At 58.8% G+C, this 25355-nt stretch carries 23 protein-coding genes and 1 pseudogene; 16 read left to right on the top strand and 8 right to left on the bottom strand.

Features of this window, described 5'->3' with window-relative positions; translation table 11 throughout:
- Nucleotides 1–250: 250 nt before the first annotated feature.
- The 8 genes from AC13C0_RS20070 (at nt 251) to AC13C0_RS20035 (ending at nt 7408) form a co-directional block, all read left to right on the top strand.
- Nucleotides 251–922 (top strand): MerR family DNA-binding protein, encoded by a 672-nt coding sequence (locus AC13C0_RS20070; protein ID WP_341580876.1) that lies wholly within the window; start codon nt 251–253, stop codon nt 920–922.
- A gap of 5 nt (nt 923–927) precedes the next feature.
- Nucleotides 928–1578: a cytochrome c biogenesis CcdA family protein gene (locus tag AC13C0_RS20065; RefSeq protein WP_341580875.1), complete on the top strand. Its 651-nt coding sequence runs from the start codon at nt 928–930 to the stop codon at nt 1576–1578.
- A 138-nt stretch (nt 1579–1716) separates the two neighbouring features.
- Complete coding sequence (locus tag AC13C0_RS20060) at nt 1717–4143, top strand: heavy metal translocating P-type ATPase (protein WP_341580874.1); 2427 nt, start codon at nt 1717–1719, stop codon at nt 4141–4143.
- Between the two features lie 108 nt (nt 4144–4251).
- The gene (locus tag AC13C0_RS20055; RefSeq protein WP_341580873.1) at nt 4252–4617 is read left to right on the top strand and encodes a hypothetical protein; all 366 of its coding nucleotides are present in this window, start codon (nt 4252–4254) and stop codon (nt 4615–4617) included.
- Between the two features lie 82 nt (nt 4618–4699).
- A complete protein-coding gene (locus tag AC13C0_RS20050) occupies nt 4700–5017 on the top strand; it encodes a heavy-metal-associated domain-containing protein (protein WP_341580872.1) in 318 nt (105 codons plus the stop codon).
- Nucleotides 5007–5924, top strand: coding sequence for a transporter (locus AC13C0_RS20045; protein WP_341580871.1), 918 nt, complete (start codon nt 5007–5009; stop codon nt 5922–5924). Before AC13C0_RS20050 ends, AC13C0_RS20045 begins: the two co-directional genes overlap by 11 nt.
- A gap of 14 nt (nt 5925–5938) precedes the next feature.
- Nucleotides 5939–6913, top strand: a complete 975-nt coding sequence (locus AC13C0_RS20040) for an NHL repeat-containing protein (RefSeq protein WP_117618813.1) — start codon at nt 5939–5941, stop codon at nt 6911–6913.
- A gap of 63 nt (nt 6914–6976) precedes the next feature.
- Nucleotides 6977–7408, top strand: coding sequence for an SRPBCC family protein (locus tag AC13C0_RS20035; RefSeq protein ID WP_117618812.1), 432 nt, complete (start codon nt 6977–6979; stop codon nt 7406–7408).
- A 59-nt stretch (nt 7409–7467) separates the two neighbouring features.
- Here AC13C0_RS20035 and AC13C0_RS20030 read toward each other — a convergent pair whose 3' ends face one another.
- From AC13C0_RS20030 to AC13C0_RS20010, 5 genes are read right to left on the bottom strand one after another with little or no spacing between them, the layout of a single operon-like run.
- Nucleotides 7468–8262, bottom strand: coding sequence for an ABC transporter ATP-binding protein (locus AC13C0_RS20030; protein WP_117618811.1), 795 nt, complete (start codon nt 8260–8262; stop codon nt 7468–7470).
- Nucleotides 8263–8276: 14 nt separating this feature from the next.
- On the bottom strand, nt 8277–9308 hold the full coding sequence (locus AC13C0_RS20025) for a FecCD family ABC transporter permease (RefSeq protein WP_227539278.1): 1032 nt from the start codon (nt 9306–9308) through the stop codon (nt 8277–8279).
- A gap of 46 nt (nt 9309–9354) precedes the next feature.
- Complete coding sequence (locus tag AC13C0_RS20020; RefSeq protein WP_117618809.1) at nt 9355–10359, bottom strand: FecCD family ABC transporter permease; 1005 nt, start codon at nt 10357–10359, stop codon at nt 9355–9357.
- A complete protein-coding gene (locus tag AC13C0_RS20015) occupies nt 10349–11287 on the bottom strand; it encodes an ABC transporter substrate-binding protein (RefSeq protein ID WP_341580870.1) in 939 nt (312 codons plus the stop codon). The genes AC13C0_RS20020 and AC13C0_RS20015 overlap by 11 nt, the downstream gene beginning before the upstream one ends.
- The gene (locus AC13C0_RS20010; RefSeq protein WP_117618808.1) at nt 11287–13395 is read right to left on the bottom strand and encodes a TonB-dependent receptor family protein; all 2109 of its coding nucleotides are present in this window, start codon (nt 13393–13395) and stop codon (nt 11287–11289) included. Before AC13C0_RS20010 ends, AC13C0_RS20015 begins: the two co-directional genes overlap by 1 nt.
- 378 nt (nt 13396–13773) lie before the next feature.
- Between AC13C0_RS20010 and AC13C0_RS20005 the strand changes: the two genes are divergently transcribed.
- Together AC13C0_RS20005 and AC13C0_RS20000 are read left to right on the top strand one after the other, a co-directional pair.
- Entirely contained in the window at nt 13774–14661 is an 888-nt protein-coding gene (locus AC13C0_RS20005) for a YeeE/YedE thiosulfate transporter family protein (RefSeq protein ID WP_117618807.1), read from the top strand.
- Between the two features lie 180 nt (nt 14662–14841).
- Nucleotides 14842–16989: a putative bifunctional diguanylate cyclase/phosphodiesterase gene (locus tag AC13C0_RS20000; RefSeq protein ID WP_341580869.1), complete on the top strand. Its 2148-nt coding sequence runs from the start codon at nt 14842–14844 to the stop codon at nt 16987–16989.
- Here AC13C0_RS20000 and AC13C0_RS19995 read toward each other — a convergent pair.
- Nucleotides 16959–17714 carry a YiiX/YebB-like N1pC/P60 family cysteine hydrolase gene (locus AC13C0_RS19995; protein ID WP_341580868.1) on the bottom strand — a complete coding sequence of 252 codons (756 nt, stop codon included), beginning with the start codon at nt 17712–17714 and terminating at the stop codon, nt 16959–16961. The genes AC13C0_RS20000 and AC13C0_RS19995 overlap by 31 nt on opposite strands.
- Before the next feature lie 234 nt (nt 17715–17948).
- Between AC13C0_RS19995 and AC13C0_RS19990 the strand changes: the two genes are divergently transcribed.
- The 3 genes from AC13C0_RS19990 (at nt 17949) to AC13C0_RS19980 (ending at nt 20698) form a co-directional block, all read left to right on the top strand.
- Complete coding sequence (locus AC13C0_RS19990; RefSeq protein ID WP_341582801.1) at nt 17949–18884, top strand: DUF3179 domain-containing protein; 936 nt, start codon at nt 17949–17951, stop codon at nt 18882–18884.
- A 544-nt stretch (nt 18885–19428) separates the two neighbouring features.
- Complete coding sequence (locus AC13C0_RS19985; RefSeq protein ID WP_341580867.1) at nt 19429–19878, top strand: cytochrome c peroxidase; 450 nt, start codon at nt 19429–19431, stop codon at nt 19876–19878.
- 73 nt (nt 19879–19951) lie between these two features.
- Nucleotides 19952–20698, top strand: coding sequence for a DUF6969 family protein (locus tag AC13C0_RS19980; protein WP_205422185.1), 747 nt, complete (start codon nt 19952–19954; stop codon nt 20696–20698).
- 35 nt (nt 20699–20733) lie between these two features.
- Here the strand turns inward: AC13C0_RS19980 and AC13C0_RS19975 are convergent, their stop codons facing one another.
- Together AC13C0_RS19975 and AC13C0_RS19970 are read right to left on the bottom strand one after the other, a co-directional pair.
- Nucleotides 20734–20991, bottom strand: coding sequence for a zf-HC2 domain-containing protein (locus AC13C0_RS19975; RefSeq protein WP_117618802.1), 258 nt, complete (start codon nt 20989–20991; stop codon nt 20734–20736).
- Nucleotides 20985–21602: an RNA polymerase sigma factor gene (locus AC13C0_RS19970; protein ID WP_117618801.1), complete on the bottom strand. Its 618-nt coding sequence runs from the start codon at nt 21600–21602 to the stop codon at nt 20985–20987. Before AC13C0_RS19970 ends, AC13C0_RS19975 begins: the two co-directional genes overlap by 7 nt.
- A gap of 269 nt (nt 21603–21871) precedes the next feature.
- On the opposite strand from AC13C0_RS19970, the gene AC13C0_RS19965 reads away from it, so the two are divergent.
- The 3 genes and pseudogenes from AC13C0_RS19965 to AC13C0_RS19955 all read left to right on the top strand — a co-directional run.
- Nucleotides 21872–24061: an FAD-dependent oxidoreductase gene (locus AC13C0_RS19965; protein WP_117618800.1), complete on the top strand. Its 2190-nt coding sequence runs from the start codon at nt 21872–21874 to the stop codon at nt 24059–24061.
- Nucleotides 24048–25019, top strand: a complete 972-nt coding sequence (locus AC13C0_RS19960) for a radical SAM protein (protein ID WP_341580866.1) — start codon at nt 24048–24050, stop codon at nt 25017–25019. Before AC13C0_RS19965 ends, AC13C0_RS19960 begins: the two co-directional genes overlap by 14 nt.
- A 150-nt stretch (nt 25020–25169) precedes the next feature.
- A pseudogene (locus AC13C0_RS19955) lies at nt 25170–25355 on the top strand (sodium:solute symporter); the annotation flags it as partial.

Here is a 25355-nt window from a genome sequence, read left to right as displayed (position 1 = left end):
GCGTAAAGGGAAGTAAAGGGCAACTATAACTGACGACCCCACCCACGGCGAATTTTGAAATCCGTAGGGGAAGTGGCCATAAACCTGTTCGCTGGCGGTGCTGGATGCCGCCACGGGAAAGTATAGAAGTGCGCACGCTGGCTTTTTTTGAGTAGTGATCGCGGGTCTGTCTGGCCCTCGCCTTAAGAACCTTGACCCCGTACCACAGTACGGACGTTAATCTGAACTCAGGAATCGCGAAGGTGCGGCCATGACTGAAATGACCATTGGCAAAGTGGCTGATGTGGTGGGTGTCGGGGTCGAGACAATTCGTTTTTACGAACGGCGCAAGCTCATTGAACAGCCGCCACGTCCCAGGGAAAGTGGCTATCGGGTTTATTCGGACGCCACGGTGCGCCGACTGCATTTTATTCGCCGTGCGCAAGAGCTTGGTTTCTCCCTGCGTGAGATCGCCGAGCTGCTTGCGCTGCGTGATGCCGACAGTGACCATGCCGACGCAAGTGATGTGCGGCGACGGGCGATGACAAAACTCCACGATGTAGACCAGAAAATTGACCAGTTGCGGCAAATCCGCCAAGGCCTTGCGGCACTTGTGGACCGTTGTCCGGGGCAGGGGCCGTTGCAATGCTGTTCCATCTTTGAGGCGCTGGAACACAATGCGGGGTCTGCCAGCGGGCCAACAATGAGTGAGGAGATAGACATGCAGACAATCAGGCTTTCAATCGGCGGCATGCACTGCAACGGGTGCGAGGAAATTGTCCGCCATGTGCTCGAACAGCAGACAGGTGTCAAGGGGTGTTCTGTCTCCCATGAACGCGGTGAGGCCCGGGTGGCGGTTGACGAATCACGAATTTCGGACGAACAGCTTGCAGAGGCTGTGCGCGGTGCGGGCTATTCGGCAAGCGTCATGGAGACGAAGTAAACCCCTTGGAGTTTTCAGTTGCCTTGCCACTGGCCGTCGGCCTTGGGTTGCTGGCCTTCGTTGAGCCCTGTTCTGTGGGCAGTCACTTACTGTTCATCCGCTACCTCAAGGGGTTTTCACAGCGGATGAAGGTTGCCCACACGCTGCTTTTTGCCCTGACGCGAGCCTTGTTGATGGCAGTGCTCGGCGTGGTTGCCGTATTCGTTGGCACCGCCTTCACCGGACTGCAGCAAAGCCTCTGGGCTCTGCTTGGGAGTGTTTATGTGGTGGTCGGGCTGCTGTACCTGGGTGGTGGTACGTCCTGGTTTCTTGCGCTCGTGAACCGCTTTCTGCCACGCATAACCCGTATCCCCGGCGGTCCCGGATTGGGCGTGGTGTTTGGTTTGAATGTGCCGGCCTGTGCCGCCCCGCTGCTTGCGGTGCTGCTCGGCGACGCCGCTGCGCGGGGAGCAACGGACGGCGCTGTCATCTTCGGAGCCTCGACCTTGATGGTTTTTGGGCTGGCGTTTTCCGCACCCCTGCTGTTCATTGTGTTTACCGTTCGCGGCCGTCGCTGGCTGGAACACCTTACGCGCCTTGCGGGGCGCATGCCCCGCTGGACCGGCGCCATAATGGTTGTGCTCGGCATCTGGACCTTTTGGCTGGCGCTGGCTTAGCTTCTGATACCAAGCATTCTTCCTGTTCTGACATCCCTCTTGTTCTGATGGGTTTCATGTTCCTCGATCCCTTGACTCCGTATCTTGGTACGGGGCCTACCCTTGAAATGTGATTTCATTTCATCAAGGGGATGCATCATGGACACGGCAGTGACAACCGCTGACGACGATACCAGGCCCTGGAGTCTGGAACCCACGGCGGACCCCGACATTCAACGGGTCAAGGCTCATATCGGTGGACTGCACTGCTCGCTGTGCACCGGCACGATTGAAAGCGCGCTGGGCAAAAAGTCTGGCGTGCGCCGGGTTGCGGTGAGCCTGACTCACGAGCAGGCGCTGGTGGAGTTCGACGCCCGGGAGAACAGCGCCGAGGCCTTGATGGGTACCTTGCAGCAGATCGGCTACACCCTGAGCGACCCGCGCAAGGTGGAACCGTTCGAACGCCAGGAGCGGGCGTTGGCGATTGAGCGCAATCGGTTTGTCGTCGCCCTGGCCATGAGCCTTGCAGCGGTCGGATTGATCGTTGATTTTGCCTCGGCCTGGACCTTCGGGCTTTCCGCGCTGGTTTACGTCAGCTTGGTTCTGTTCGGCTTCGCGGTGTTACGCGGCGAGGGCATGTCAGCCGCACTCACGGGCACGGCCTTGTTGGCGGCAGGCGGATTGGCGTTTCTTGCGCTACGCACCGCCGGCGTTTTGGGCGGCTATGAGCCGTTGGCCGTCGGCGCGCTGGCACTGGGTATGGTGTTTGGCGTGGCGCGGCAAATGCTGAACATGGCCTTTCAGGCGTTGCGCCGTGGCATCCTCAACCAGCACGTACTGGTGGAAATCGGCGCCTTCGCCGGGCTGACCGGGGGCGCCATCGGCCTGATCGCATCGCCCGGAAGCTACCCCACTGCAGCGTTTTTCGCCGTCTCCGTCATGGTACTGACCTATCATCTATTCTCCGAATGGCTGTCGCTGATCGTCAAGACCCGCAGTTCGCAGTCGGTCAAGCGGTTGTTGGACCTGCAGCCGGAAACCGCGTGTGTCGTTACCGAAGACGGTGAGCGTGACATGCTCGCAGACCAGGTTGAGGTTGGTATGCGGGTACGGATTCGGCCCGGAGAACGAATTCCCTTAGACGGAGAGGTGGTTGAAGGCGGCTCGGCCGTGGACGAGTCCCTGATCACGGGCGAGCCGCTACCGGTGGAGAAAATGACCGGGGATACCGTCGTGGGCGGCGCGATCAATGGCTCCGGCACGCTTCTTCTGCAGGTAGCGGCTATCGGCAGCGAAAGCTTCCTCCAGCAAGTGGTCAGCAGCATTGAAGATGCGCGTGCACTCAAGCCAGGATTGCTGCATCTGGTAGATCGCGTGCTGAGGATTTATACGCCGGTCGTATTGATCATATCCGCGCTCGCCTTTGGGTTCTGGTCGGTTGGCCCCGTCCTGATTGGCGGCGAGCCGGCCCTGGAGCGGGCCGTGTTCGCCGCCTTGACCGTGCTGGTGATGGGTTACCCCTGCGCGGTGGGTATCTCCGCGCCCCTGTCCATCGTGCGCGGCGCCGGAGAAGCCGCAGACCGGGGCGTGCTGATGCGCACCGGTGAAGCCTTCCAGGCTCTGCGCAGGGTGAACAAGGTGGTGTTTGACAAAACCGGCACCCTCACGGAGGGGCGCCCCGCGGTGCGTGCCGTATACAGCGTGGATGGCGACGACGATGCGCTGCTGGCGCTGGCTGCGGCCGTCGAAGTGGCCTCCGAGCACCCACTGGGGCGGGCTGTGGTTGAAGCCGCACTTGAGAGGAATGTGGACTTTCCCGAGGTTGCCGACTTTCAGGCCGAATCCGGCCGTGGTGTCACCGCGCACGTGGACGGCAAACAGGTACTGGTAGGCAGCCCGCGCTTCGCCGAAGCGGCCGGCGTGAAAATGGCGTCCGTTGCCGATACCGTGGAAACGGACGAGGCTCAGGGCCATACGGTGATCGTGGTGGCCCGCGACGGATATTTGTTGGGCACCATCGCACTCGGCGACGCTCTGCGCCCCGACGCCGTCGACACCGTAGCCAGGTTGAAGGCGATGGGCATCCGCACCGCCCTATTGACCGGCGACAATGAACGCACTGCCCATCATATCGCGCTACAGGCCGGTATCGACGAAGTACACGCCGGTGTCCTGCCTGAACAGAAGGCAGATCGACTGCGCACAATGCAGCGAGACCAGCGGGTCGCCATGGTCGGCGACGGCATCAACGACGCCCCTGCCCTGATGCAGGCGGACGTCGGTATCGCCATGGGCGGCGGCACCGACATTGCCATTGATGCCGCCGATATCATCATCCTCAACAGCCGGGTGGGCGCCGTGGTGACGGCAATGGACATCAGCCGTTGGGGCTATCGCAAAATGCTCCAGAACGTCAGCCTGGCATTTCTGTTCAACGGCATCGGTATTCCGCTGGCCAGCACTGGTCTGATATATCCGGTCTGGGCGATGGTGGCCATGGCGGCCAGCGTCACCGCCATTTTTGTCAATTCGCTGTGGCAACGCCCGGCGCTGTTTTTCGATACGTTGGCGAGCGTGGGTGATTGAACAGGCCGGCCCGGTCTGGCAGGCAATGATGTTGCCTTGGACGTGGCAACAAACACAGTGGGGCTGACGCTGACCGCCATACGCCCAATGTCAAGAAGGATTCTGTTGATGAAAGACAATCGGCAACCCTTATCACTCACGCGATGGCAGGGCATTGCACTGATCGCATTGCAGCTTCTGTTTGCCGCGTGCGCGACAAGCGTTTTGGTCTACCGCGCCCAGGGCTGGGCGCCCGAGACCATCAACTTTGGCTTGCTGTCGTATCGGGCATTCAATATCTATATCTCACTTGGCCTGGTCATCTATTTTATCTGGGGCATCGTGCGCAAGAATCGTTATGTCGTGCCGTTACTTTCCTTGTTCGCCCTTTTTCACATGGTCGAGGGGATGATCATCGGCTTTTGGGTCAAATCGGCACTGCAATTGGCGACTCTGGTGATCCTTGCGCGGATTGTCTATGCAAGCCGGTCGTAAAACATTACCTCGCCCGGCTCTGAGGTGGAGTCAAATCAAGGTGAAAAGCTGTGATTGTACATCCATGGAGAGAGGATTCGTCATGTTAACAAAACTGTACGTGCTGCTATCGGCTCTGATATTCAGCATTGCCGTGCTGGCCGCCGATAATCAATACGTGCTGGGTGTGGACGGCCTGGCCTGCCCCTTCTGTGCCTACGGCATCGAAAAACGTCTGAACAAGGTCGACGGTGTCACTGATGTGCAGGTCGACGTTGGTGAAAGCCTGGTACGCGTAACCCTGCAAGAGGGCAAGACACTCACTGAGGAGCGGGCCCGTCAGGCAGTCGATGAGGCTGGCTTCACGCTGCGATCCTACTCAGAGGCCGGAGGCGAGACAGGAGGTGGCGATGCGAAATAACAACCATTTACTTAGCGTACCAGTGCTGGTCGGCGCTTTGTTAATGGCCGGTGTGTCTGCAGTACAAGCCGCCCCCAATACTTTCAACACCGCCCTGCCCGTGGCCCAGGGCCAGACTATCTGGCGTGAGCAGTTTGTGTTGCGGGAGCGCTCGGACAATGGGCCTATGGACCGCCAAGTCTCGGTACAGGCCCTGGGCAGTGTGCTGGGTTATGGCGTCACTTCGAAGTTCGCCGTGTTTGGCATGGTCCCCTACTTTTTCAATAAAGAGCTGGACGTTACCACACCCATGGGCCGGGTGGAGCGTGACACCAGCGGTTTTGGCGATATTTCGCTGTTTGGCCGCTACACGCTCTACAAGAAGGATTATACGGGCAGCACCTTTCGCGTGGCACCGGTTGTCGGCCTCACCGCCCCAACCGGCGACGATAACGACAGTGATCGTTTCGGCGAACTGCCACGCCCGCTACAGGCCGGCGATGGCGCATGGGATGTCTTCGGTGCTGTGGTAACTACCTACCAGACGCTGCAGTACCAGGTGGATGGGCAGTTACTCTACCGCGAAAACGGGCGCCACGATGGTTTCGCACGAGGGGATGAGACGCGCTTCGACGCTTCGCTGCAATACCGGATCTGGCCGCGAAGCATGAAGGGTGTGCCTGGCACGCCGAGCTTCGTCTATGCCCTGCTGGAGTCCAATGTAATCCATCGGGAACGCGACGACCTGGGGAGTGGCACCGATGCCGATTCCGGGGGTACCCAGTGGCTGCTGGCACCCGGGCTGCAATACGTTAGCAGAAGCTGGATCGTCGAAGGCACGGTACAACTGCCTGTGGCCGAAGACTCCAACGGTGACGCCATCGAGGACGATTATATTGTGCGCGTCGGCTTTCGCCGCAATTTCTAGGTTTCGGGTGCGGCATGAAAAAAATCGCTAAATGGTCAGGCTACAGTATTCTCGGTCTCGTGGTAGTGCTCACCATACTCGGCTGCGCGGGCGGGGCGATCAACTGGAACCAGGAGCCGCCGTACGCTCTCGTTCATAGCTGGGGTGAAAAAGGCAGCGGCCCGGGGCAACTGAATGACCCTACCGGTATTGCCGTCACGGATACCGAAGTCTTCGTATCCGATGCACGCAACGGACGTATCCAGGTCTTTGACCACGAAGGGCAACTCAAACGGGCATTCGGCACCACCGGCGATGGCATCGGCGAGCTCGGACGGCCGATGAACCTGACGATCCACGACGAAAAACTTTACGTTCCCGAGTACATGAACGACCGGATTCAGGTATTCAGCCTCGCTGGCGAGCCTCTTGCGGTAATCGGCGGCCCCGGTGAGGAGCCGGGGCAGTTCAATGCACCGGGCGGTGTTGCCGTCGCCGGTAATGGCGACCTGTTCGTGGCTGACTTTTACAACCACCGTGTTCAGCACTTACGGGCGGATGGTTCCTTCGTCAAACAGTGGGGAACCACCGGGGAGACGGGAAAGAGTGCAGGGCAATTTACTTATCCTACTGATGTAACATTTGCTGATGACAGAACTCTCTATGTGGCAGATGGCTACGGAAATCGTGTCCAGAGTTTCGATACCGGAGGTGATTTTCTGCACAAGTGGGGTGGGCCGTTTGCCCTGGGCATCTACGGGCCGCTCAAGGGCTGGCTCACCACCGCGACGTCAATTGCGGTCGGCCCTGAAGGCAACATCTTTGTGGCCGATTTTTATAACGATCGTATACAGAAGTTCGCGGCGGATGGGGACTACCTCACCGCATTCGGCAGCGAGCCGGAAAACCCCGGCCACACGGCAATGGCCGTCGCCATCGAGAGTGACGGAACCGTTTGGAGCGTGAACTTTGCCGATAATCGGGTCGAGAAGTGGGAACCCGTGAAGTAAGCTGGCAAAGAGGGGATCAGAAGACAGACGCTTCACTTACGTAGAAGATCGAGGAGATTCACCATGGGTAAAACCTATCAATCAGTTGTGGTCAATGCACCGGCTGAGACGGTCTGGGCAAAGCTTCGCGACTTTCACGACATGAGCTGGGCGCCGGATGTAGTAACCAATGTTGATATTGTCGGGGACAAGAAAGGCGACCAGCCGGGCGCCAAACGGGTGCTGAACGGGGCATTTCACGAGACCCTGCATGCTCTCGACGACGATAACCGAGAGCTCACCTACAGCATCGACGAAGGACCTTCTCCGGTTTCTTCAAATGAAGTCAGTAGCTACGAGGGGCATGTCCGGGTTCGTCCGGTAACGGAAGGTGATGGCGGCACCTTTGTGGAGTGGTACTCCAGTTGGACCGGTAACGATGAGGCAGCGCAGGAATTCTGCCAGGGGATATACACGGCTCTCCTGGGTCAACTGAAAAAAGCGTTGGACCAGTAATTCTTTGACGCAGGTTGGGCGTTCCCTGCTTTTGCGCATATCCTAGGCGTTTAGCGCCCTCAAAAGGGTGATGCGTATTTAAAGGATTCGGCAAACCCGGAGCAAAATGGACGACCATCCGGCCCCGTAATGATACTGGTATGAACCCGAAATACCTGGTTGATCAGGGGCTCGGTAATCACTTCCCCGGGGTTGCCGATGCTTTCGAGCTGGCCACCGGCCAGGACGGCGATCCGGTCAGCAAATTGCGCGGCCTGGTTGAGGTCGTGGAGTGACATCACAACGGTCAATCCGTGCTGGCGATTTAGCGTGGATAACAGTTCCAGCACTTCCAGCTGGTAGCCCCAGTCCAGAAACGTGGTCGGTTCATCCAGCAGAAGAATGTCGGTTTCCTGGGCCAGCGCCATGGCGATCCATACCCGCTGCTGCTGCCCTCCGGAGAGCGCTTCCACCGGTCGCTCCGCCAGGTCCGAAACCCCCGTCATTGCCATTGCATTGAGGGTCGCGCTGTCGTCGGTGGTGAGGTTCCTTTGCCACCATTTCCGGTGTGGGAAACGACCCAGCGCCACCAGATCCCGAACCCTGATGCCATCGGGTACAATCGGTTTCTGGGGCAGCATGGCGAGCCTGAGAGCCAGCCGGCGCCGGTCCCATTGCTCAACCGGCCTGTCGTCCAGGTAAACCTGTCCTGACCGGGCCGGTAGCAGGCCCGCGAAGCTTTTCAGGAGTGTACTTTTACCGGAACCGTTGGGGCCCAGAAGACAGGTGATCCCACCTTCTGGAATGGCCAGCGAGACGTTGTCCACAACTGGCTTGTCACCGTAGGCAAGTGAGAGATGCTCGGTTCGTAACATGGCGGATCCCGGCCTCAGGGTTGACGCGATAACAGGTAAAGAAAAAACGGTACGCCGAGGACGGCGGAAACCACACCCACGGGCACTTCATAGGGTGTGAACAGTGTCCGGCCGAGTAAATCCGCCAGCACCGCCAGTACCGCTCCCAATAGTACACATAACACCAACTGGGCCGGAAGATTGGCACCGGCCAGCCGGCGGCTGATGTGGGGAATCAGTAAGCCAATGAAGCCAACCGGCCCCACCACTCCAACGGCACTGGCGGCCAGCAGGGTGGCAATCAGCAGGGCAAAGGCACGCCAGCGATTCAGGCCCAGACCCAGGGTGCGTGCGTGTTGATCGTCAAGCTGCATGACCTCCAGTGGGCGCACGAGCAGCCCGACACCGGCCAGCCCGATGAGTGTCCATGGCAACAGCGCTCGGAGATGTTGCCATTCTGCGCCGTACAATGAGCCGGCCAGCCATTGGGCAACCAACTCGGTATGGGCGTGGCCCCAGAACGCCAGGGCGCCCGTGGTCAGTGCGTGTAACATGCCGGCAATTACCGCGCCGGTCAGGGTCATCTTGACCGGCGACAGGTGGCCATGTCGCATGCCAAGGAAGTACACCGAAAGGGCCGTCACAAGCCCGCCCGCCATGGCAAACAGGGGTAAATACTGAAGCGCGAACGACGCATTGTTGTAGGGATTCGCGCTGGACACTATCCAGTCTCCGATAATAAAGGCGGCGACGGCCACCAGACTGGCGCCCGCGGAGATACCAAGAATGCCGGCCTCGGCCAACGGGTTGCGGCTCAGCAACTGTAACAGCCATCCTGACAGGGCAAAGTGAATGCCAATCAGGGCGCCGGCCAGGGTGCGGGGCAGCCTTAATTCGAAGACCACTCGTTGCACGTGTTGCGAGCTGTTGCCGGTCAGTCCGGCCCATACCTGGGACCATGTCAGGTCTACCGCCCCCAACTGGACGCCCGCGACGATGACAACAACCAGACTGAGCCCGCCCGCCAGTAGCAGTCTGGCGACAGGGCCGGCGCCTGGAATCTGCATGCCACGGCGGCCTGCCCGAGGAGGTGTCGTTGCCGGATTTGTCACCTTATGCGCTCCGGGGTGAGGTTCGCGAATTGAGCAGATAAACCAGCCAGGGCGCCCCGATAAGGGCCGTCAGCATACCGACGGGTAACTCCTGGGGAAAAGCCAGCTGTCGTGCCAGGATATCGGCTGCCAGTAACAACAGCCCTCCAAACAGGGCGCTCAGGGGCAGCCAATGCTGGATCTGGTTGCCAATCATCCGCCTGGCAATGTGCGGCGCCACCAGGCCAATAAACACGATCGGACCGGTGAAAGCGACCAGTGCTGCAGCCAGCAGTAAAGCCAGCAACAGAAAAATCAGTCGCCAGCGCCCGACGGCCAGCCCCATGGCAAGCGCCAGATCATCATCGAGTTGCAGCAAGCGGAATGGCCGCTGCATGACGAACAAGGTGCCGAGTGGAAGCAGCAGCCAGGGCAGCACCATCTGGAGCTGAAGCCATCCCCGCCCCATCAGACTGCCGGCCAGCCAATAGTAGAGCTCTGCCGCCTCCGCCCCTGACACCAGCAGAAGGCCCGTGGTCAGTGCGGTGGCCAGCGATGTTACCGCTATTCCGGCGAGCACCACGCGCTCTGGCTGAAGTTGTCGCCGACCGGCGATGGCAAACGTCAGTGCACCACCCAACAGGCCTCCGGCAAGGGCCATCAGCGGTAGCCACAGGGCGCCGGGCGTACTCAGGGTATGAAGCGAAACCACTGCCAGGGCGGCCGATGCGATCACGCCGGTCAGGCCAGGCGAGGCCAGGGGGTTTCGGGTGACGCCCTGCATGACGGCACCGGCAACCCCGAGGGCTGCGCCGCCGAGAATGCCGAGCAAGTTGCGCGGCAGCCTCAGCTCCAGCACGGTGATGCGTGTCAGCAGGTCACTGCTGCCGTCCATGGCTGTCAGCAACAGGGTCGGCGACACCCAGCGGGAGCCCGCCATCAGGCCCACGAAGAACAGCAGCATCAGGAGCAACACAGTTGCTCCGTAAATGCTGATGGGGCGGGTGGTTGAATCGTCACTCATCATTTGTCGGTTCTGTCGGCGCTGACGTCAGCAACAGGCGCTGAATGTCGTCAAGGATCCGTTCCCTGGCGATGGGGCCGGCCCCTTCTTTCCAGTATTGCGGAACTTCGTAGACGCCGTTGTTGCGCACTGCCTTCAGGTAAGGCCAGATCGGATTCATTGTGAATGCTCGCTGACGACGGGTGGGCAACAGGAGAATGGTATCCGGGTTAAGCTCCAACAGTGCTTCAAGACTGATTCTGTAACCCAGCGGGATACCGCTGTCGGGATTAGGCGGCTTTCCCCCGACATTGTCGAAGCCCAGGCGCTCCAGCAGCGCTGTCGGCAGAAAGTGGTCGTAATAGACAAAGGGTGTTTCACTGCCGCTGGTCAGGAGCGCCACCGTTTCGGTCCCCTTTCCTTTATTACCCTTGGCGAGGGCCTGAAGGCGGTCCAGAAAGCGAGCGTTGAGTTCCGTGGCTTTTGCTGGTGCCCCCAGCGCTTGTCCCGCTAATTCCACGGCCCGCAGGCTGTCCTGAACCGTGATCAGGTCCAAGGCGAGCAGCGGGGCGATGGCTTCAATCTGATCACCGTCTTTCTCGGTATAACGGCCAATGGCGATGACCAGATCCGGCCGGACCGATGACAGCACTTCCAGGTTTGGCTGATGTCGCGGGCCGAGGCCATGAACACCGGTTAGTTCCGACGCCAGGTAGTCCGGGATCCCCTGGATACCGTAGTCGGTGACCGCAACCGGTGGGGTGCTCAACGCCAGTGCGACATCGGCGCCAAAGGTCGAAATCGCAGCGGGTCGGGTCGCGGGTTCGGATAACCGCAGGGTCTTCCCGCGGTCATCCGTCAGCCGGATGCCGCTGTCGTCAGCCAATCCTGAAGCAGGCGACAGCAGGACAATGATCAGGATCTTCGCGATCCGGTTCCGTAAACAGGCCATCAGATGTCGAGCTGCGCCTCAAGGATAAAGCTTCGGCCGGGCTGGGGCACACGGCCGACCGGACTGACGTCCACGCCCCGGAAGTAATAATCCTCATCCAGCAGATTGTTGACAGCCAGGCCCAGGTTAAGGACGCGATCACCGCCAACAGGGATATCGCGACCGACTCTGGCAGTGACCAGATGGTAGTCCGGCAACTCACCGGCGCTGCCATTACTGGTTTCTTCTTCTGTGTTGTCCGCATCACTGTAGCTGGAACTGACGTACACCCAGTTCAGGCTGGCATCCCAGGCCTGGTAACTGTACACCGCATCGGCGCTGACTTTATGGGTCGGCGCGTTGGGCAGTTCGTTGCCCTCGTTTTCACCCGTCAGTTGCTCCGTGTCCAGGAAGGTGTAACCAAAGCCGAGTTCCCAGTGGTTGTTGACACTCCATTGGTTCGTCAGCTCGACACCCTGGTGGCGGGTCTCTCCAAGGTTCTCGAAACGACTGGTAGTGCGATTGAACTGAATCTGGTCTTCATAGTCAATTCGAAACAGTGTTGCAGATGAGCTCAGACTGGGGGTTACCTGCAATCGTGCGCCAAACTCGTTATTCCAGGCAGTTTCATTGGCGACCGCGCCCTCACGCGTGGTCTGGGCAATCTGGACCGGCACAAGAGAGCGCTGGCTGTTGGCAAAGACAAACAGATCATTGGAAGCCTGATAACCGACAGTCAGGCCCGGCAATAACTCCTCGGCGCGGTTTCCCTCGGTGGTGCTGCTGAGGTTGTCACGGAAATCCATATCCACGTCTTCGTAGCGCAGACCCGGAGTTACGGTCAGGCGGTCATCCAGGAACGACAGGGTATCACTGGCGTAAAAAGCCATGGCCCGGGTGTCCAGGTGCCAGTCGCGCGCCACGGAACGGGTACCGGAGGAAAATTCCAGGCGATTGACGTCGAACTCCACATCCTCACTGACAAATCGGGCACCCAGCGTAATGTCGTGACGGCCATAGTTGATGGCGATTCGTGGCTCAGTGCCGTAAACGGTGAACAGTCTCGGTGAATCAGCGACGTGGGTAGAATCCAGCCCGGGATCCGCCCAGTGGCCGCTACCGCTGAGGTTCTGACCAAAAAAGAAGGTACGGTCGGCATCTTGCACGAAATTGCGCCATTGAAATTCCATGTTGTTGGCCGGCGTGTACGTCCAGGTGAAGGTGGCGCGACTCATATCCGCTTCGTATCCATCATACGGGCGCTGACTCTGGGTACGGTCCTGCTCATAGGCTTCCGGTGTCAGGGCACCGGGAAGTTCGGCATCCACACGGTAGTATTGCAACTGCGAGGCCAGTTCGTGCCGGTCGTTCAGGTAGTAGCGGGCGTCCAGGATCAGGTTATCCACTTCGGTATCGGAGTGATCGCGAAAGCCGTCACCGCGCTGGACGTTGGCCTGGAGCTGCAAGTCGAGTTTGTCGGTGGCGCGTCCGCCGACACGGTAATAGGTATCGGTGAAGACGTTGCCGGTCTCTTCGGCGATGGTGACCCGCTCGCGAAGGGTCTGGGAGGTTTTCGCCGGAATCGGCCTGGTCACGAAATTAACCACGCCGCCCACGTTGTTAGGGCCGTAATGAACGGAGGCACCGCCACGGACAATATCCACGGCTTCCAGGCTCGGAAGCGTGACCGGGAAAAGCGAGACGCCAACGTTACTGTAAGGTCCAATGGCAATCGGGTAGCCATCCACCAGAATCTGAAGCCGTTCACTGCGCAGCGGGTTCAGACCGCGCACCCCGATGTTGGGAAGAATGCCCGTACCTGTCTCATCAAGCACCGTGACGCCGGGTACCGGGCGCAGGGCATCCTCCAGATTCAGCGCCCCGGTATCCTGGAGTTCTTCTTCCTCCACCACCGTGCGGGCGCCGGTGTAGGTTTTCTCGGAGTCTTCGGTCGGCGGCCCCAGCCAGTCGGCGGTAACGTTCAGGCCGGGTAGCAGGGCGGGCGCATCAGCCTGCTTCTGTGCCAGGGCAGGTGCAGTACCAATAGCCAGAAGCGAGACCGGGAGCAGGGCTATTGCCACAGACAGTGGGTGGCGCTTAAGCGGCTTTGAATATTCGGATTTTGGCATTGGATTCTCCAGCACTAGTTCCATATTTTAGTGCGCATTTTACTGATAATGATTCGCATTACAATTAATTTATGGGTAAGGAGGGAAGCCGCGTGCTCGATTTGGAACCACCAAACCTTCACCACCGCGCCTTGCTCTCAAGGCCCTCAGTGGCTCAGTAGATTAGCGAATTAGCCAGACGGGGCACTGGCGGCCTGTCGGACTTAAGGCTGATCTACTGTGCCGCTTTCCCACCTTGCTCGTGACGATCACTTAAGTCCGACAGGCTTCTGGAGCGTGAACTTTGCCGATAACCGGGTCGGGAAATGGCAACCTGCCCTCCGGTAACATTTACCCTGTTCGCGTGTCCTGAACTTCAGGATAGGGAGCAGGGTTTTCATGTTTTCAGTCGCAATCGCACTGACCATTGCCGCGGTGATTGGTTACACCGCCCAGGTAACTGGCCTCTGTATGGTCCGTGGTGTCAACGACTGGATCAGGGGCCGACGTTTGCGCCTGACAGCTATCCTCATGGCTGGATTCTGGATCTATCTGTTCACGCCCCTGATTGAATATCATGACCATTCCTTTCTGGCGGTCTATCCTTTTCACTGGTCTATCCCCCTGGGTGGTTTTGTGTTCGGGGTCGGGGCAGCGATCAATGGCGCCTGTTCCATCTCCACGGCTACACGCCTTTCCAGTGGAGATCTGCGCATGCTGTTAACCATGCTGGGCTGGTTGGCCGGATGGGTATTGCTGATCATTGCAGACCTGAAGCCAGACCTCCGGAGCACGCCATACCAACTAGGGCTGCTGCCCTGGTTTGCGGTGGCAAGCCTGGTGCTGGCCTCGATACTGGTTTACCGGAAGTTTCGCCACCGCTGGCGCATGTGGGGCGGCATCATGCTAGTGGGAGTTTTTGCGGGTGCGCTCTTTCTATATGAGCCGGCCTGGTCGCCCAGTGATTTTGTTCGCGACGCAGGGCTTAACCTGATAGTAGGCACCTCGCCACCGCCGTCGTTCTCCCGGGCACTGATACTGGTCTCCATGTTGCTGGGCATGACCGCGGGCGCCTGGCGCTTCCGCCGTTTCCGATGGGTGGTGCCAGCCTCCGGCGAAACCGGCAAACACCTGGGCAGCGGGTTGTTGATGGGAGCCGGATCAGCTCTGGCGCTGGGGGGTAACGATTTCCAGTTGCTACTGGCCTTGCCCGCCCTGTCCCTGGCCAGCCTGTCTGCCCTGGCCGGTATGCTGGCAGGGATCTGGTTGGGGGTGCGGGAGCTATAAGAATCGCCGGTAGATCTTGTCACAAACGACTGATCACGGGGTTGATGAAAACCTCAACCACGCTATCTTCACCTTTGAACAGCCGTGGACGTGCAGGGACAGGGGGTGTAACAACCGTAAGCCTGTTGTGTCGATAGTACGTGGAATCAACGGGTACGCCAATCAACGGGAGACAGTGCAATGAGGTGGCCGGCTGGGATGGAAGCAGGTTTTGACGGTGCGAGGGAAGGCACTGGTTTCGGTCGGACCAACTGGCAATCGCTGATGAACTGGGCCAGACAACTTGTTGCCTGTCGGCTGTGCCGGAACCTGACCGTGGCCGCCTTTGTGGCGATCCTGGTCATCGAGTTCGTGATTCTGATTCCGTCTTATCGAAATTACGAAGAGAGCCTGTTACGCCAGCATGCCACCGTCGCTGAACAGGCCATCAAAACCTATCTGGCTACAAAGTCAGGCTCGGTAACCGCCGACTCGCTTGAGCATTTGCTCGAAAGCTCACGGTTAACGGGTATCGAGCTGATGGTGGGTGACCAGTGGTTACGCGCTGGTGAGGCGGTCAGGGAGCCGGGCGATGCCCTGGGGCGGCTGCGGGATCTTGAGCGGCCCGAAGGTATCCGGTTGGAGATTGCCTGGCGGGAGGGCCAATGGCTCGGCGACTACCCGGTGCGGGCGCGGGTGGACGTTACCGGTGTCTCGGCGGAGTTGACCGCGTTCGTAGCTCGCATTTCGGGGCTGTCGTTGCTGATTGCCATTTTCGTAACCATTGTCACCATGGCCGTGGTCGATCGCATGATGCTGTCACCTTTACTGAGACTACGCAGCCGTATTATCCAGGCCGGCACCGATGCCGAGCACCCCCTGAGCTACGTCCGGCAGCCGGAACGGTGTGATGAGTTCGGGGAGGTTGAGGGCGCGTTTAACGGCATGTTGAAACAGAATGCGTCTTACCTGAACCGCCTGCAGTCCCTGAACCAGCGCCTCGATCAGTTGCTGATGGAGCGGACCCGTTCACTGAAGCGCACCGAGCAGGAACTGGAGATCCGGAGCCTTTACGATCAACTCACCGGGCTGGCCAATCGTAACCTGTTTGAAGAACGGATTACGCAGTATCTGGCGGAGGCGGGCAAACACGATGCGGCAGCCAGTGCGCTTGTGGTGTTTGGTCTTGATGAGTTTCAGGCACTCAACGGGCTTGCGGGCCACCAGGCGGGTGATCGGGTATTGCAGGAGGTGGCGCGGAGGCTTGGCCGTTTCAGCCGGGAGCCGGGTTTTGTATCCCGGCTGGGCGGTGATGTCTTCGGTTTGTGGTTTACGGCCCGCGAAGACAAGCCAGAGGTACATCTGGAAGCGGATATTGCTGATGTGATCAGTGCCTGTACTGCGCCAGTCCAGGTTGGGGGATTCAGTCATGAATGCCATATCAGCGCTGGTGTTGCCGTTGCTCCGATGGATGGCAGTGACGCCGAGACCCTGCTGAGCCACGCCGAGATCGCCATGCACCGGGCGAAGAAATCGCCGGATCAGAAGGTCCAGTTCTTTGCTTCGGATTTCGGCGAACAGATTCAACGGCATCAGACGTTGGTGAGGGATTTGCGTACCGCTATCGAGCACCGGGAATTCGAGCTCCACTATCAACCCCAGTTTGACCGGCTACGTCGTTGTGTAGGGTATGAGGCCCTGCTGCGCTGGCGCCATCCCGCTGATGGTCTTGTGTCTCCGGCTGACTTTGTTCCGGTTGCGGAGCAGACCGGGTTGATTATCCCTATGGGTTTGTGGGTCGTTGAACAGGCCGTTGTGACCATGAAACGTTGGGTTGAACAGGGATTCGAGGGACGCATGGCCGTCAATATATCCGCCCGCCAGTTGGCAGACCCGTCTCTGGCTGAAACCATCGAAAACATTTTGCAGTCCCACAATCTGGCACCGGACTGTCTGGAACTGGAAATCACCGAAACCGCGCTGATGGAAGATGTCACCATGGCGCTGAAGATTCTTCAGCGCTTCCGGGCACTGGGCGTATTATTGGCGGTCGATGACTTTGGTACCGGTTACTCGTCGCTGGCCTACCTGAAAGCACTGCCGGTCAAACGCATCAAGATCGATCGGGCGTTTGTCATCGGATTGCCGGATAACGAACAGGATGAGGTGCTTTGTCGCACCATGATCTCCATGGCTCACAGCCTTGGCTGCGAGGTCATTGCCGAAGGCGTGGAGACAGAAGCCCAGGCCAGCTGGCTGCTGACCTCAGGGTGTGATGAACTCCAGGGCTTTCTGCTCGGTCGCCCGACACCTGAGGGTTACCGGTCCTCCCAGTCGATTGCCCGGTAATCGAAGTTGCCCTCAATGGTGGGCTTGATAATCCGGAAATAAGGTGAGGCATCAAAGTCCCTCGGTGTGAACAGGGAGGGATGCCGGATCCGGAAGCGCTCGATCTCGCAGTCTTCACAGTCCGGATCGTTGGCGGGAAATGTTTTCACCACTGGCAGGATCGGATAGCGCAGTTGCTGGAAGCCTTCTGCAATAAAGGTGGAACAGATGGCCCGCGTGGGATCGCCGCTTCCGAACGCCAGCAGTCTGTGCCGGTAACGCGTCGGCACCGGCGGTGTCGGCCACAGGTAACGCGCCAGATCAAACACGTTTTTCATGTCGTACTGGTGGCCGAGGCGGCTTAGGGCATAGTCCGTCAACGCGTGAATGTCGTCTTCATCAAGTCCGACCGGACGGCAGATGCGGGTATGGGTATTTCGGTAGAAAGACAGGGGAAGCGGGCGGATACCTGCCTCAAGGTCTGCCTCTATGAGTACGTGGGCTTCACCATCGTCCGAGGTTCCGAGACCGGCATCCGGCCCCAGGTACAGTGCCGCGTGAGACCAGGTGGACTGGGTCAGATACTTGATGGCAACACTGATTCGCGTATTACCCTCTACCAGCAGAACGTCTCCGGGCTCAAGCGTGTTTACCATGGCTTCCCAGGTGGAGGTTCGGGTGGAGTGCCGGGAAACTTCCTTGGAAAGGTAGGCGGCCAGGCGCCTGGAGAGCCAGTTCAACAGCATATTTTACCCCGGTTTTTCTTAAGTTATGCCAATAGAATAGACAAACATCGGGGAACTCTGTTACATCGGCCAGCCGAGGCCGCGGAGCAGAGGGTGCATGAAGAAGCACAAAAAATTCAGTTTCAGAAAGGCGCGTCGTAACACTTCGGTTGTTCAGGGGTCTCTCACCTTGCGGGCCATCAGGCTGGAGCAGTGTCTGATGGAGCTGGGGATATCAGGAGGTGAATCGTGAGCATGGATAACATGATTGGTTCGGTACTGATTGCTCTCTTGCTCTGGGCAACACAGCCGGCCATTGCCGAGAGCAAAAACGGATTTGATGTCAGCAACGCACGGGTGCCGGTTGATGAAATCCTCCGTGGTGGGCCACCTCGTGATGGCATCCCCTCAATAGACGATCCAAAATTTGAGCGCCCCGCCGATAGCCTGCCCTGGCGCGCCGATGACCTGATGCTGACCTTTGATGACGGAGACGCCCGCTTTGCATACCCCATCGGCATTCTGAACTGGCACGAAATCGTCAATCATGACCTTGACGGTACGCCGCTGCTGATTACCTTCTGCCCGTTGTGCGGAACCGGCATGGCGTTCGATCCGGAGGTTGAGGGTCGTCACCTGACCTTTGGTGTGTCGGGTCTGCTGTATAACAGTGATCTGCTGATGTATGACCATCAAACCGAATCCCTATGGTCACAGATTGAAGGGCGGGCAATTTCAGGCCCGCTGGCCGGGACTGAGCTGACGCCTGTCGCCATTCGCCATGAACTCTGGGGAAGGTGGCAGGAACGGGTTGGCTCTGACGGACAGGTGCTCTCAACAGACACCGGCCACAGTCGCAACTACCGGATGTCGCCTTACGGGGATTACGATCATTCTGAGCGGCTTTACTTTCCCGTCACCCACACCAGCCGGAAGTATCACCCGAAAACCTGGGTGCTGGGCTGGACCCATAATGGCGAGAGCAAAGCCTGGCCATTCCCCGAACTGGCGGACCACGGTGCTGTTCTAGAAGACCGGATCGGCGGCAAGGCGGTACGAATCCACTACGATCCGGAGGTGCCGTCGGCGGAGCTGCGGGATGCGTCGGGCAAGCTGCTTCCTGCCACGAGAGCCTTCTGGTTCGCCTGGTACACCTTTCATCCCGACACCCGGATTTATGAGGCCGATTAATTTTGAAAACTGGTGTAATAGTTCCGGAACTCATGTGTCTCCTTCATGACCGCCCCTTGTGCGGTGACGGGCTCCGAGGGCCCAACCCATAACTCCATGATCAGGGAGAGAGACCATGTCCACGATACATCCTCTTAGAAAAGCCATTCGCATTTCCTATGAACATCAGCGCACTGCCTGGTGGTCCGCTGCATTGATGACTGCCATGCTTGGCACCGGCGGGCTGGCGGTTGCCGCCTGCAATCCGTGCTCTCCTTGCAAGAGCAAGTGCAAGGCCGGGCAGCACTGCAAAGCTGGTTGTAAGGCCGGTTGCAATCCGTGCGCGGCCAAAAACCCGTGCGCGACTAAAAATCCCTGTGCCGTGAAGAACCCATGTGCCAACAAGAACCCATGCGCCACCAAGGGCTGTAATCCCTGCGCTGTGAAAGGCTGTAATCCCTGCGCAGCTACGGGCAAGTGTGGCGCCAAACCCAACCCCTGTGCTGCCAAAAAGGTCACTCGACCAGCCAACTATCAACCTTATGAGGGGAATCCCTGCAAGCTGATGGCTCTGGGGGAGAAGCTGTTTAACGATCCTTCCCTCAGCAGCAACGGCCTGTCCTGCGCGACCTGCCACAACGATGGCGCTGGCTACAACGCAACCTTTGCCAATGCCTATCCGCATTCCGTGGCCATGGCCAGGGACATATTTGGCATGGATTCGGTGCATCTGGATGAGATGGTCCAGGTTTGTATGGTTCAGCCCATGGCGGCAGAGCCTCTGGACTGGAGCGGTGAACAGCTGGCGGCGCTCACGGCGTACATGGGCAAGGTTCAGAAGCAGCTTGCAGCTAATCCCTGTGCCCTGAAGGGTGGCAAATGTGGCGCCTGTAACCCTTGCGCCACCAAAAACCCCTGCGCCACGAAAAATCCGTGCGCGACCAAAAATCCCTGTGCAGCGAAGAACCCCTGTTCGGCCAATGCCGGGAAACGATTGGCAGATGCCGCTGCCTGAGGTGAATAGACCAGTCGGACGCGCGCGGCTTCCGGGAACTCCCGGAGCCGCGCGGGTAAGGAGATAAGAGATAATGACGGAACTTGGTATTCCCAAATTGGCGAGTCTCACGGATAACCAGGTGTTGACCAGTCTGGCGGCCATTGACGATATCCGGGAGTGCTACCGGGTGCTGGAGAAAGGCGGGTTAAATGTGGTTGGTGAGGTGCTCAAAGGCCAGGGCCCTTTTTACGAGATGGACCACTACCCGAAAGAGGACGTCTATGACCGGGAAACCGCGTCCCAGTATTACTACCATGCTCACCGGGACGACCACGCCGAGCATGGGCATTTCCACCTGTTTCTTCGTAATGCGGCATTGCCTGAAGGGATAGAGCCGGTGATGGGGCCCACGGGTGAGGACAGGGTGGCGCACCTGGTCGCAGTTTCCATGGACGCCTGGGGTTACCCTACCGACCTGTTTGCCGTAAACCGCTGGGTAACCGATGAGAGCTGGCTGCCTGCGGAGACGATCATTCGAGTGCTGGATCAGTTTGCCATTGATCACGCCTACCCCAGCTGGCCGGTCAATCGCTGGCTGACGGCGATAGTGCGTTGCTTCCGGCCCCAGATCGAGGCGTTGCTGTATCACCGGGACGAGGTTATCTATCAGCGGCAGGCGCAGGGTCTGGAGCAGGTGCTGGAAGATCGTTCCCTGGAGATTACCGGGACTGTTCCGATCGACGTGGACAGTTGGGCGGATAAGCTCAAAGCGGAGCAGATAAAGCGTAATCAGGCCAAGCGAATTCAGCAAAACAGAAGCTCTGAATATACCAGGTAATCACTGACATCAAAAAAACAGGGTTTGACGGGTTATTAACTATCGCTGCCCCGGGATTTCAGTGCGTTAAGTGCCTCGGTCACACGTTCGTCGATCCTGCGCAGCAGCTCCTCGTCCGGCTGGGCCGAGGAGTGAGCCTTCATCAGCTCGGTACTCGCCCGCAGATTGCCGATAAAGGTTCGGCAGTCCTTGCACATCATCAGGTGCATTTTCACGGACAGGCTCTGCCGACCAGCCAGTTCGCCATCAATGTAATCACTGGCAATTACGGCCAGATCCCTGCACATCAGCATTCGCCCGTCTCCTGGAAGGTTTCGACCATCAGAAAGATTTTTTGCCTTGCACGGTGTAAAAGGACACGAAGGTTAGAGGCACTGACATCCAGAATGTTACAGACATCGTCGGATTTGTGCTGGTGAGCCTCGTAAAGCATCAGGGCGGAGCGCTGGGTTTCCGGTAGCGCGGAAAGGTGTTTGTCCAGGCAATCGCTGAGGGCACCATTTTCCATCAGTGTGTCCGCGGATTCGTGAAACTGCAGCTTTGGCGGCAGATCCCAGCGGCCAGTGGAATTAAAACGGCTGGCCAGCTCCGGCTCAAGGCTTTCGGAAAAATCGGTGGCCACTTCCCGTTTGCTGGAACGAAGCCTGTTTTTACAGCGGTTGGCAACAATCCGGTGCAGCCAGGTTTTCAGGCCCGACCGGCCTTCAAACTCTTGAATGGCATCGATCACGGTAACCCAGCAATCCTGGACAATTTCCTCGGCGCTGGAGTGGTCCAGATAGAACCGGGCGACCGCCAGCATCCCGGGTGTGTAAACGCGCACCGCTTCCCGATAGGACTGATTGTCGCCCGCTTTCAGGCTTTGAATCAGTGTTGCTTCCCTGGGGGTGTCTGGATCCGACATCGCTGTTTCCTATTGTGAACAACTGCTCAAGAATAGCAGTAAGTTCTGACAGCTGTCGAAAAGTTCCCTGCGTACACCATGCAAGGGGCCGTGACCAAATTGTTAGATATTCATGAGCAATCGTTGACACAATGCCGGCCTGAACGACGTACAACTTCTTTAAACCTGCGAAAGAAGCAAAGAAGCGAAACAGAAGGGCCGGATGTAACACTTCCGCAACTGGCGTGTCTCTGCGGTACTACATTATTAAGGGTAACAAGGATTATTACATGACATCGAAAAAATGGATTCTGGTCGCGTTGATCGTGGCGGTGATCATCGGTTTTATCGCCAGCGGTGGTAATGAACTGCTGACGCTGCAGAATCTCAAGGATAACCAGCAGCTTCTGGAAAGCTGGATTGGGCAGAATCTGACGACTGCGGTGCTCGGGTTTGTGGCCATCTATGTAGTGGTCACCGCGCTGTCACTGCCCGGAGCGACGATCATGACCCTGGCGGGCGGTGCTTTTTTCGGCAACCTGTACGGCCTGGCGGCGGTGTCGATTGCTTCCACCATCGGTGCCTCTCTGGCGTTTCTGGTGGCCCGCTTCCTGATGCGCGATACCTTGCGCAAGCGCTATGCCGAGACCGTGGCGAAAATGGACCGTGGCATCGAAAAAGACGGTGCCTTCTACCTCGCAACCTTGCGTCTGGTGCCGGTCTTCCCGTTCTTCCTGATCAACCTGGCGATGGGCCTGACTGCCATGAAGTTGCGCACCTATGCCCTGGTGAGCTGGATTGCCATGCTTCCGGGAACCTTCGTCTACGTAAATGCAGGCACCCAGCTCGGGCAGATCCGGTCCACCGGTGACATTGTCTCGGCCGACCTGCTGCTTGCCTTTGCCCTGCTGGGACTTTTCCCGCTGATTGCCAAGTTTGTGGTGGGCTTCATTCGTCGCCGCAAGGTCTATGCCGGCTGGAAGAAGCCCGAAAGCTTCGATTACAACCTGCTGGTGATTGGCGGTGGCTCTGCCGGCCTGGTTTCGGCCTACATCGCAGCGGCGGTGAAGGCGAAAGTGGCCCTGATCGAAAAGCACAAAATGGGTGGCGACTGCCTCAACACCGGCTGCGTGCCCTCCAAGGCGCTGATCCGCAGTGCCAAGGCAGCAGATACCCTGCGCCATGCCAACCGTTACGGGTTGGAGTCAGTGCCGGTGAACGGCTCGTTCAGGAGCATCATGAACCGCGTCCAGGACGTGATCGCCCAGGTGGAGCCTCACGATTCCCCCGAGCGTTATCGCAAACTGGGTGTGGACTGCATCTCTGGCGAGGCCAGCTTCGTATCGCCCTGGGAGCTGGAAGTCAGGCATAACGACGGCCGCACCGAACGGCTGACCGCGCGCAGCATTGTTGTCGCCACCGGTGGGAAGCCAGCCATGCCGCCGATTCCGGGCTTGAAAGACATGCAGCCGCTGACCTCCGATAACCTGTGGGAATTGCAGGAGCAGCCGGGGCGCCTGCTGGTACTGGGCGGTGGTCCGATCGGTTCCGAGCTGGCCCATGCGTTTGCCCGGCTGGGCAGCAAGGTGACTCAGATTGAGATGGGGGAGCGCCTGCTGGCAAAGGAGGATGTCGATGTCTCCGAGTTGGTCCTCAAGCAGTTCCAGGCTGATGGTGTGGATGTCCGTTTGAAACATTCTGCGGTGGAGTTCCGTAAAGAAGAAGACGAGAAGGTCGTCTACTGCGAGCATGAAGGTGAGCGGGTACGCATTCCCTTCGATCAGGTACTGGTGGCCGTTGGCCGTGCGGCAAACACCGCCGGCCTGAATTTGGACAGGATTGGTGTCGATACCTTGCCCAACGGCACCGTACCGGTGGAAGAGGACATGAGCCTGCGCTACCCGAACGTGTTTGCCTGTGGCGATGTGGCTGGCCCGTATCAGTTTACCCACGCTGCCGCCCATCAGGCCTGGTACGCCGCCGTGAATGGCCTCTTTGGGCAGTTCAAACGCTTCCGGGTGGATTACCGGGTGATGCCCTGGGTGACGTTTACTTCACCGGAAGTGGCGCGGGTTGGGCTTAGTGAGGCCGAGGCCAAAGAGAAGGGGGTTGCCTACGAGGTCACCCGCTACGGCCTGGATGACCTGGATCGCGCTATAGCTGAGAGCGAAGACCATGGCTTTATCAAGGTGCTCACACCGCCGGGCAAGGACAAGATTCTTGGAGCGGTTGTGGTTGGTTCTCATGGCGGTGAAATTCTCGCGGAATTCACCCTGGCAATGAAACATGGCCTTGGCCTGAACAAGATCCTGGGTACTATCCATCCGTACCCGACCTGGAACGAATCCGCCAAATACGCTGCCGGTGAATGGAAGCGCGCCCATGCTCCCGCGGGCATCCTGAAGTTGCTGGAAAAGCTGCACGGCTGGCGTCGCGGCAAAGACACAAAAGCACCGAGGAGTCTCTATGTCCCTGACTGAAACCCCCACGGCCCGCAGAAGGCGTATTCCGGCTGTGGAGGTCCTGGAGCCCCGGGCGTTCGACAGCTGGACCCACACCCGCAACGGTGACCCCCGGGGCTACATTGATGCGCACAGGCTGAAGGAGCTGTGGATTCATACCGGCACCGCCTGCAACCTGGCCTGCCCGTTCTGTCTGGAAGGCTCCCATCCCGGTGACGGCCGCATTCCCGGCATGAAGCTCAGCGATGTGAAACCCTTTATCCACGAAGCCATCGATATGGGCGTGGAGCAGTTTTCCTTCACCGGCGGCGAACCCTTCGTGATCCGGGACTTTGTCAACATCCTGGATTACGCCAGCCAGCACCGGCCCTGCTTCGTGCTGACCAATGCCACCGAGCCGCTGCGCAAACGCCGGCACCAGGTGTTGCCGTTGCTGGACAATCCCTACCCGATCCACTTCCGGGTTAGCCTGGATTTCCCGGACCGCGCCCGGCACGACAAGGACCGCGGTGAAGGCAGCTTTGATCTGGCGCTGGAGGGTATCCGCTGGCTGATTGAGCAGGGTTTCAAGGTGTCGATTGCCCGCCAGACCGATCCTGAGGAAATCCCGTCGGATGTGGAAGCGGTTTTCCGGGCGATTTTCCGTGACTGGCATATTCCCGAGAACCTGGCGTTTACCGCGTTTCCGGACCTTGGTACGCCCGGTTCGGAAGACGGCAGCCCGGAGATTACCGAGACCTGTATGGAGAAGTATCCGACCAAGGAGTCGCGGGCGCACTTTATGTGCACCTACACCCGGATGCTGGTGAAGAAGGGTGACCGGGTTCGGGTGTATGCCTGCACGCTGGTGGATGATGATCCGCAGTATGACCTCGGGGGCTCGTTGGCCGAGAGTATGGACGAGCGCATTATGCTGCGGCATCACCGGTGTTTTTCCTGTTACCGGTTTGGGGCCAGTTGTTCGGCTCCTGGTTAGTTTTTTAGGACTGGTCGCGGATATCGCGACCGAGCCCTACAGGGACGTATTCACGGGCGTTTTTTTGAGCCCCTTCCCGGCCAGCGCCGTCACCACCCAAATCAGAAACCCCGGGCAGGGCCCCGGAAATAACGAACCAGGAACAAGACAATGAATTTTACCGAAGCCTCCCTGTTCTGGGGATTCCTGCTGGTGTACGGCGTGGTGATGTACGTGCTGTCGCCAAAGAGCAAGAACGCGAATTCGTTTTACAAGGGCGCGGACGATAACGGCAATCCGGTGGGGCAGTGGTCACTGACGGCGAGTATTTTTATCAGCTGGATCTTCGCCAAGTCG

Source organism: Marinobacter sp. B-21, from assembly GCF_056857895.1.
Note: the sequence above shows the minus strand (reverse complement) of the source record. Positions and strands in the feature narration are given on the sequence as shown.

Coding starts and splice junctions, on each gene's coding strand:
- AC13C0_RS19965 (WP_117618800.1), top strand. CDS start 21,872: ATGACATCGAAAAAATGGATTCTGGTCGCGTTGATCGTGGCGGTGATC.
- AC13C0_RS19990 (WP_341582801.1), top strand. CDS start 17,949: ATGGATAACATGATTGGTTCGGTACTGATTGCTCTCTTGCTCTGGGCA.
- AC13C0_RS20050 (WP_341580872.1), top strand. CDS start 4,700: ATGTTAACAAAACTGTACGTGCTGCTATCGGCTCTGATATTCAGCATT.
- AC13C0_RS20035 (WP_117618812.1), top strand. CDS start 6,977: ATGGGTAAAACCTATCAATCAGTTGTGGTCAATGCACCGGCTGAGACG.
- AC13C0_RS20045 (WP_341580871.1), top strand. CDS start 5,007: ATGCGAAATAACAACCATTTACTTAGCGTACCAGTGCTGGTCGGCGCT.
- AC13C0_RS20030 (WP_117618811.1), bottom strand. CDS start 8,262: ATGTTACGAACCGAGCATCTCTCACTTGCCTACGGTGACAAGCCAGTT.
- AC13C0_RS19970 (WP_117618801.1), bottom strand. CDS start 21,602: ATGTCGGATCCAGACACCCCCAGGGAAGCAACACTGATTCAAAGCCTG.
- AC13C0_RS20055 (WP_341580873.1), top strand. CDS start 4,252: ATGAAAGACAATCGGCAACCCTTATCACTCACGCGATGGCAGGGCATT.
- AC13C0_RS20070 (WP_341580876.1), top strand. CDS start 251: ATGACTGAAATGACCATTGGCAAAGTGGCTGATGTGGTGGGTGTCGGG.
- AC13C0_RS20060 (WP_341580874.1), top strand. CDS start 1,717: ATGGACACGGCAGTGACAACCGCTGACGACGATACCAGGCCCTGGAGT.
- AC13C0_RS19980 (WP_205422185.1), top strand. CDS start 19,952: ATGACGGAACTTGGTATTCCCAAATTGGCGAGTCTCACGGATAACCAG.
- AC13C0_RS20040 (WP_117618813.1), top strand. CDS start 5,939: ATGAAAAAAATCGCTAAATGGTCAGGCTACAGTATTCTCGGTCTCGTG.
- AC13C0_RS20000 (WP_341580869.1), top strand. CDS start 14,842: ATGAGGTGGCCGGCTGGGATGGAAGCAGGTTTTGACGGTGCGAGGGAA.
- AC13C0_RS20015 (WP_341580870.1), bottom strand. CDS start 11,287: ATGGCCTGTTTACGGAACCGGATCGCGAAGATCCTGATCATTGTCCTG.
- AC13C0_RS20005 (WP_117618807.1), top strand. CDS start 13,774: ATGTTTTCAGTCGCAATCGCACTGACCATTGCCGCGGTGATTGGTTAC.
- AC13C0_RS19995 (WP_341580868.1), bottom strand. CDS start 17,714: ATGCTGTTGAACTGGCTCTCCAGGCGCCTGGCCGCCTACCTTTCCAAG.
- AC13C0_RS19975 (WP_117618802.1), bottom strand. CDS start 20,991: ATGCTGATGTGCAGGGATCTGGCCGTAATTGCCAGTGATTACATTGAT.
- AC13C0_RS20025 (WP_227539278.1), bottom strand. CDS start 9,308: ATGCAGATTCCAGGCGCCGGCCCTGTCGCCAGACTGCTACTGGCGGGC.
- AC13C0_RS20020 (WP_117618809.1), bottom strand. CDS start 10,359: ATGATGAGTGACGATTCAACCACCCGCCCCATCAGCATTTACGGAGCA.
- AC13C0_RS19985 (WP_341580867.1), top strand. CDS start 19,429: ATGGCTCTGGGGGAGAAGCTGTTTAACGATCCTTCCCTCAGCAGCAAC.
- AC13C0_RS19960 (WP_341580866.1), top strand. CDS start 24,048: ATGTCCCTGACTGAAACCCCCACGGCCCGCAGAAGGCGTATTCCGGCT.
- AC13C0_RS20010 (WP_117618808.1), bottom strand. CDS start 13,395: ATGCCAAAATCCGAATATTCAAAGCCGCTTAAGCGCCACCCACTGTCT.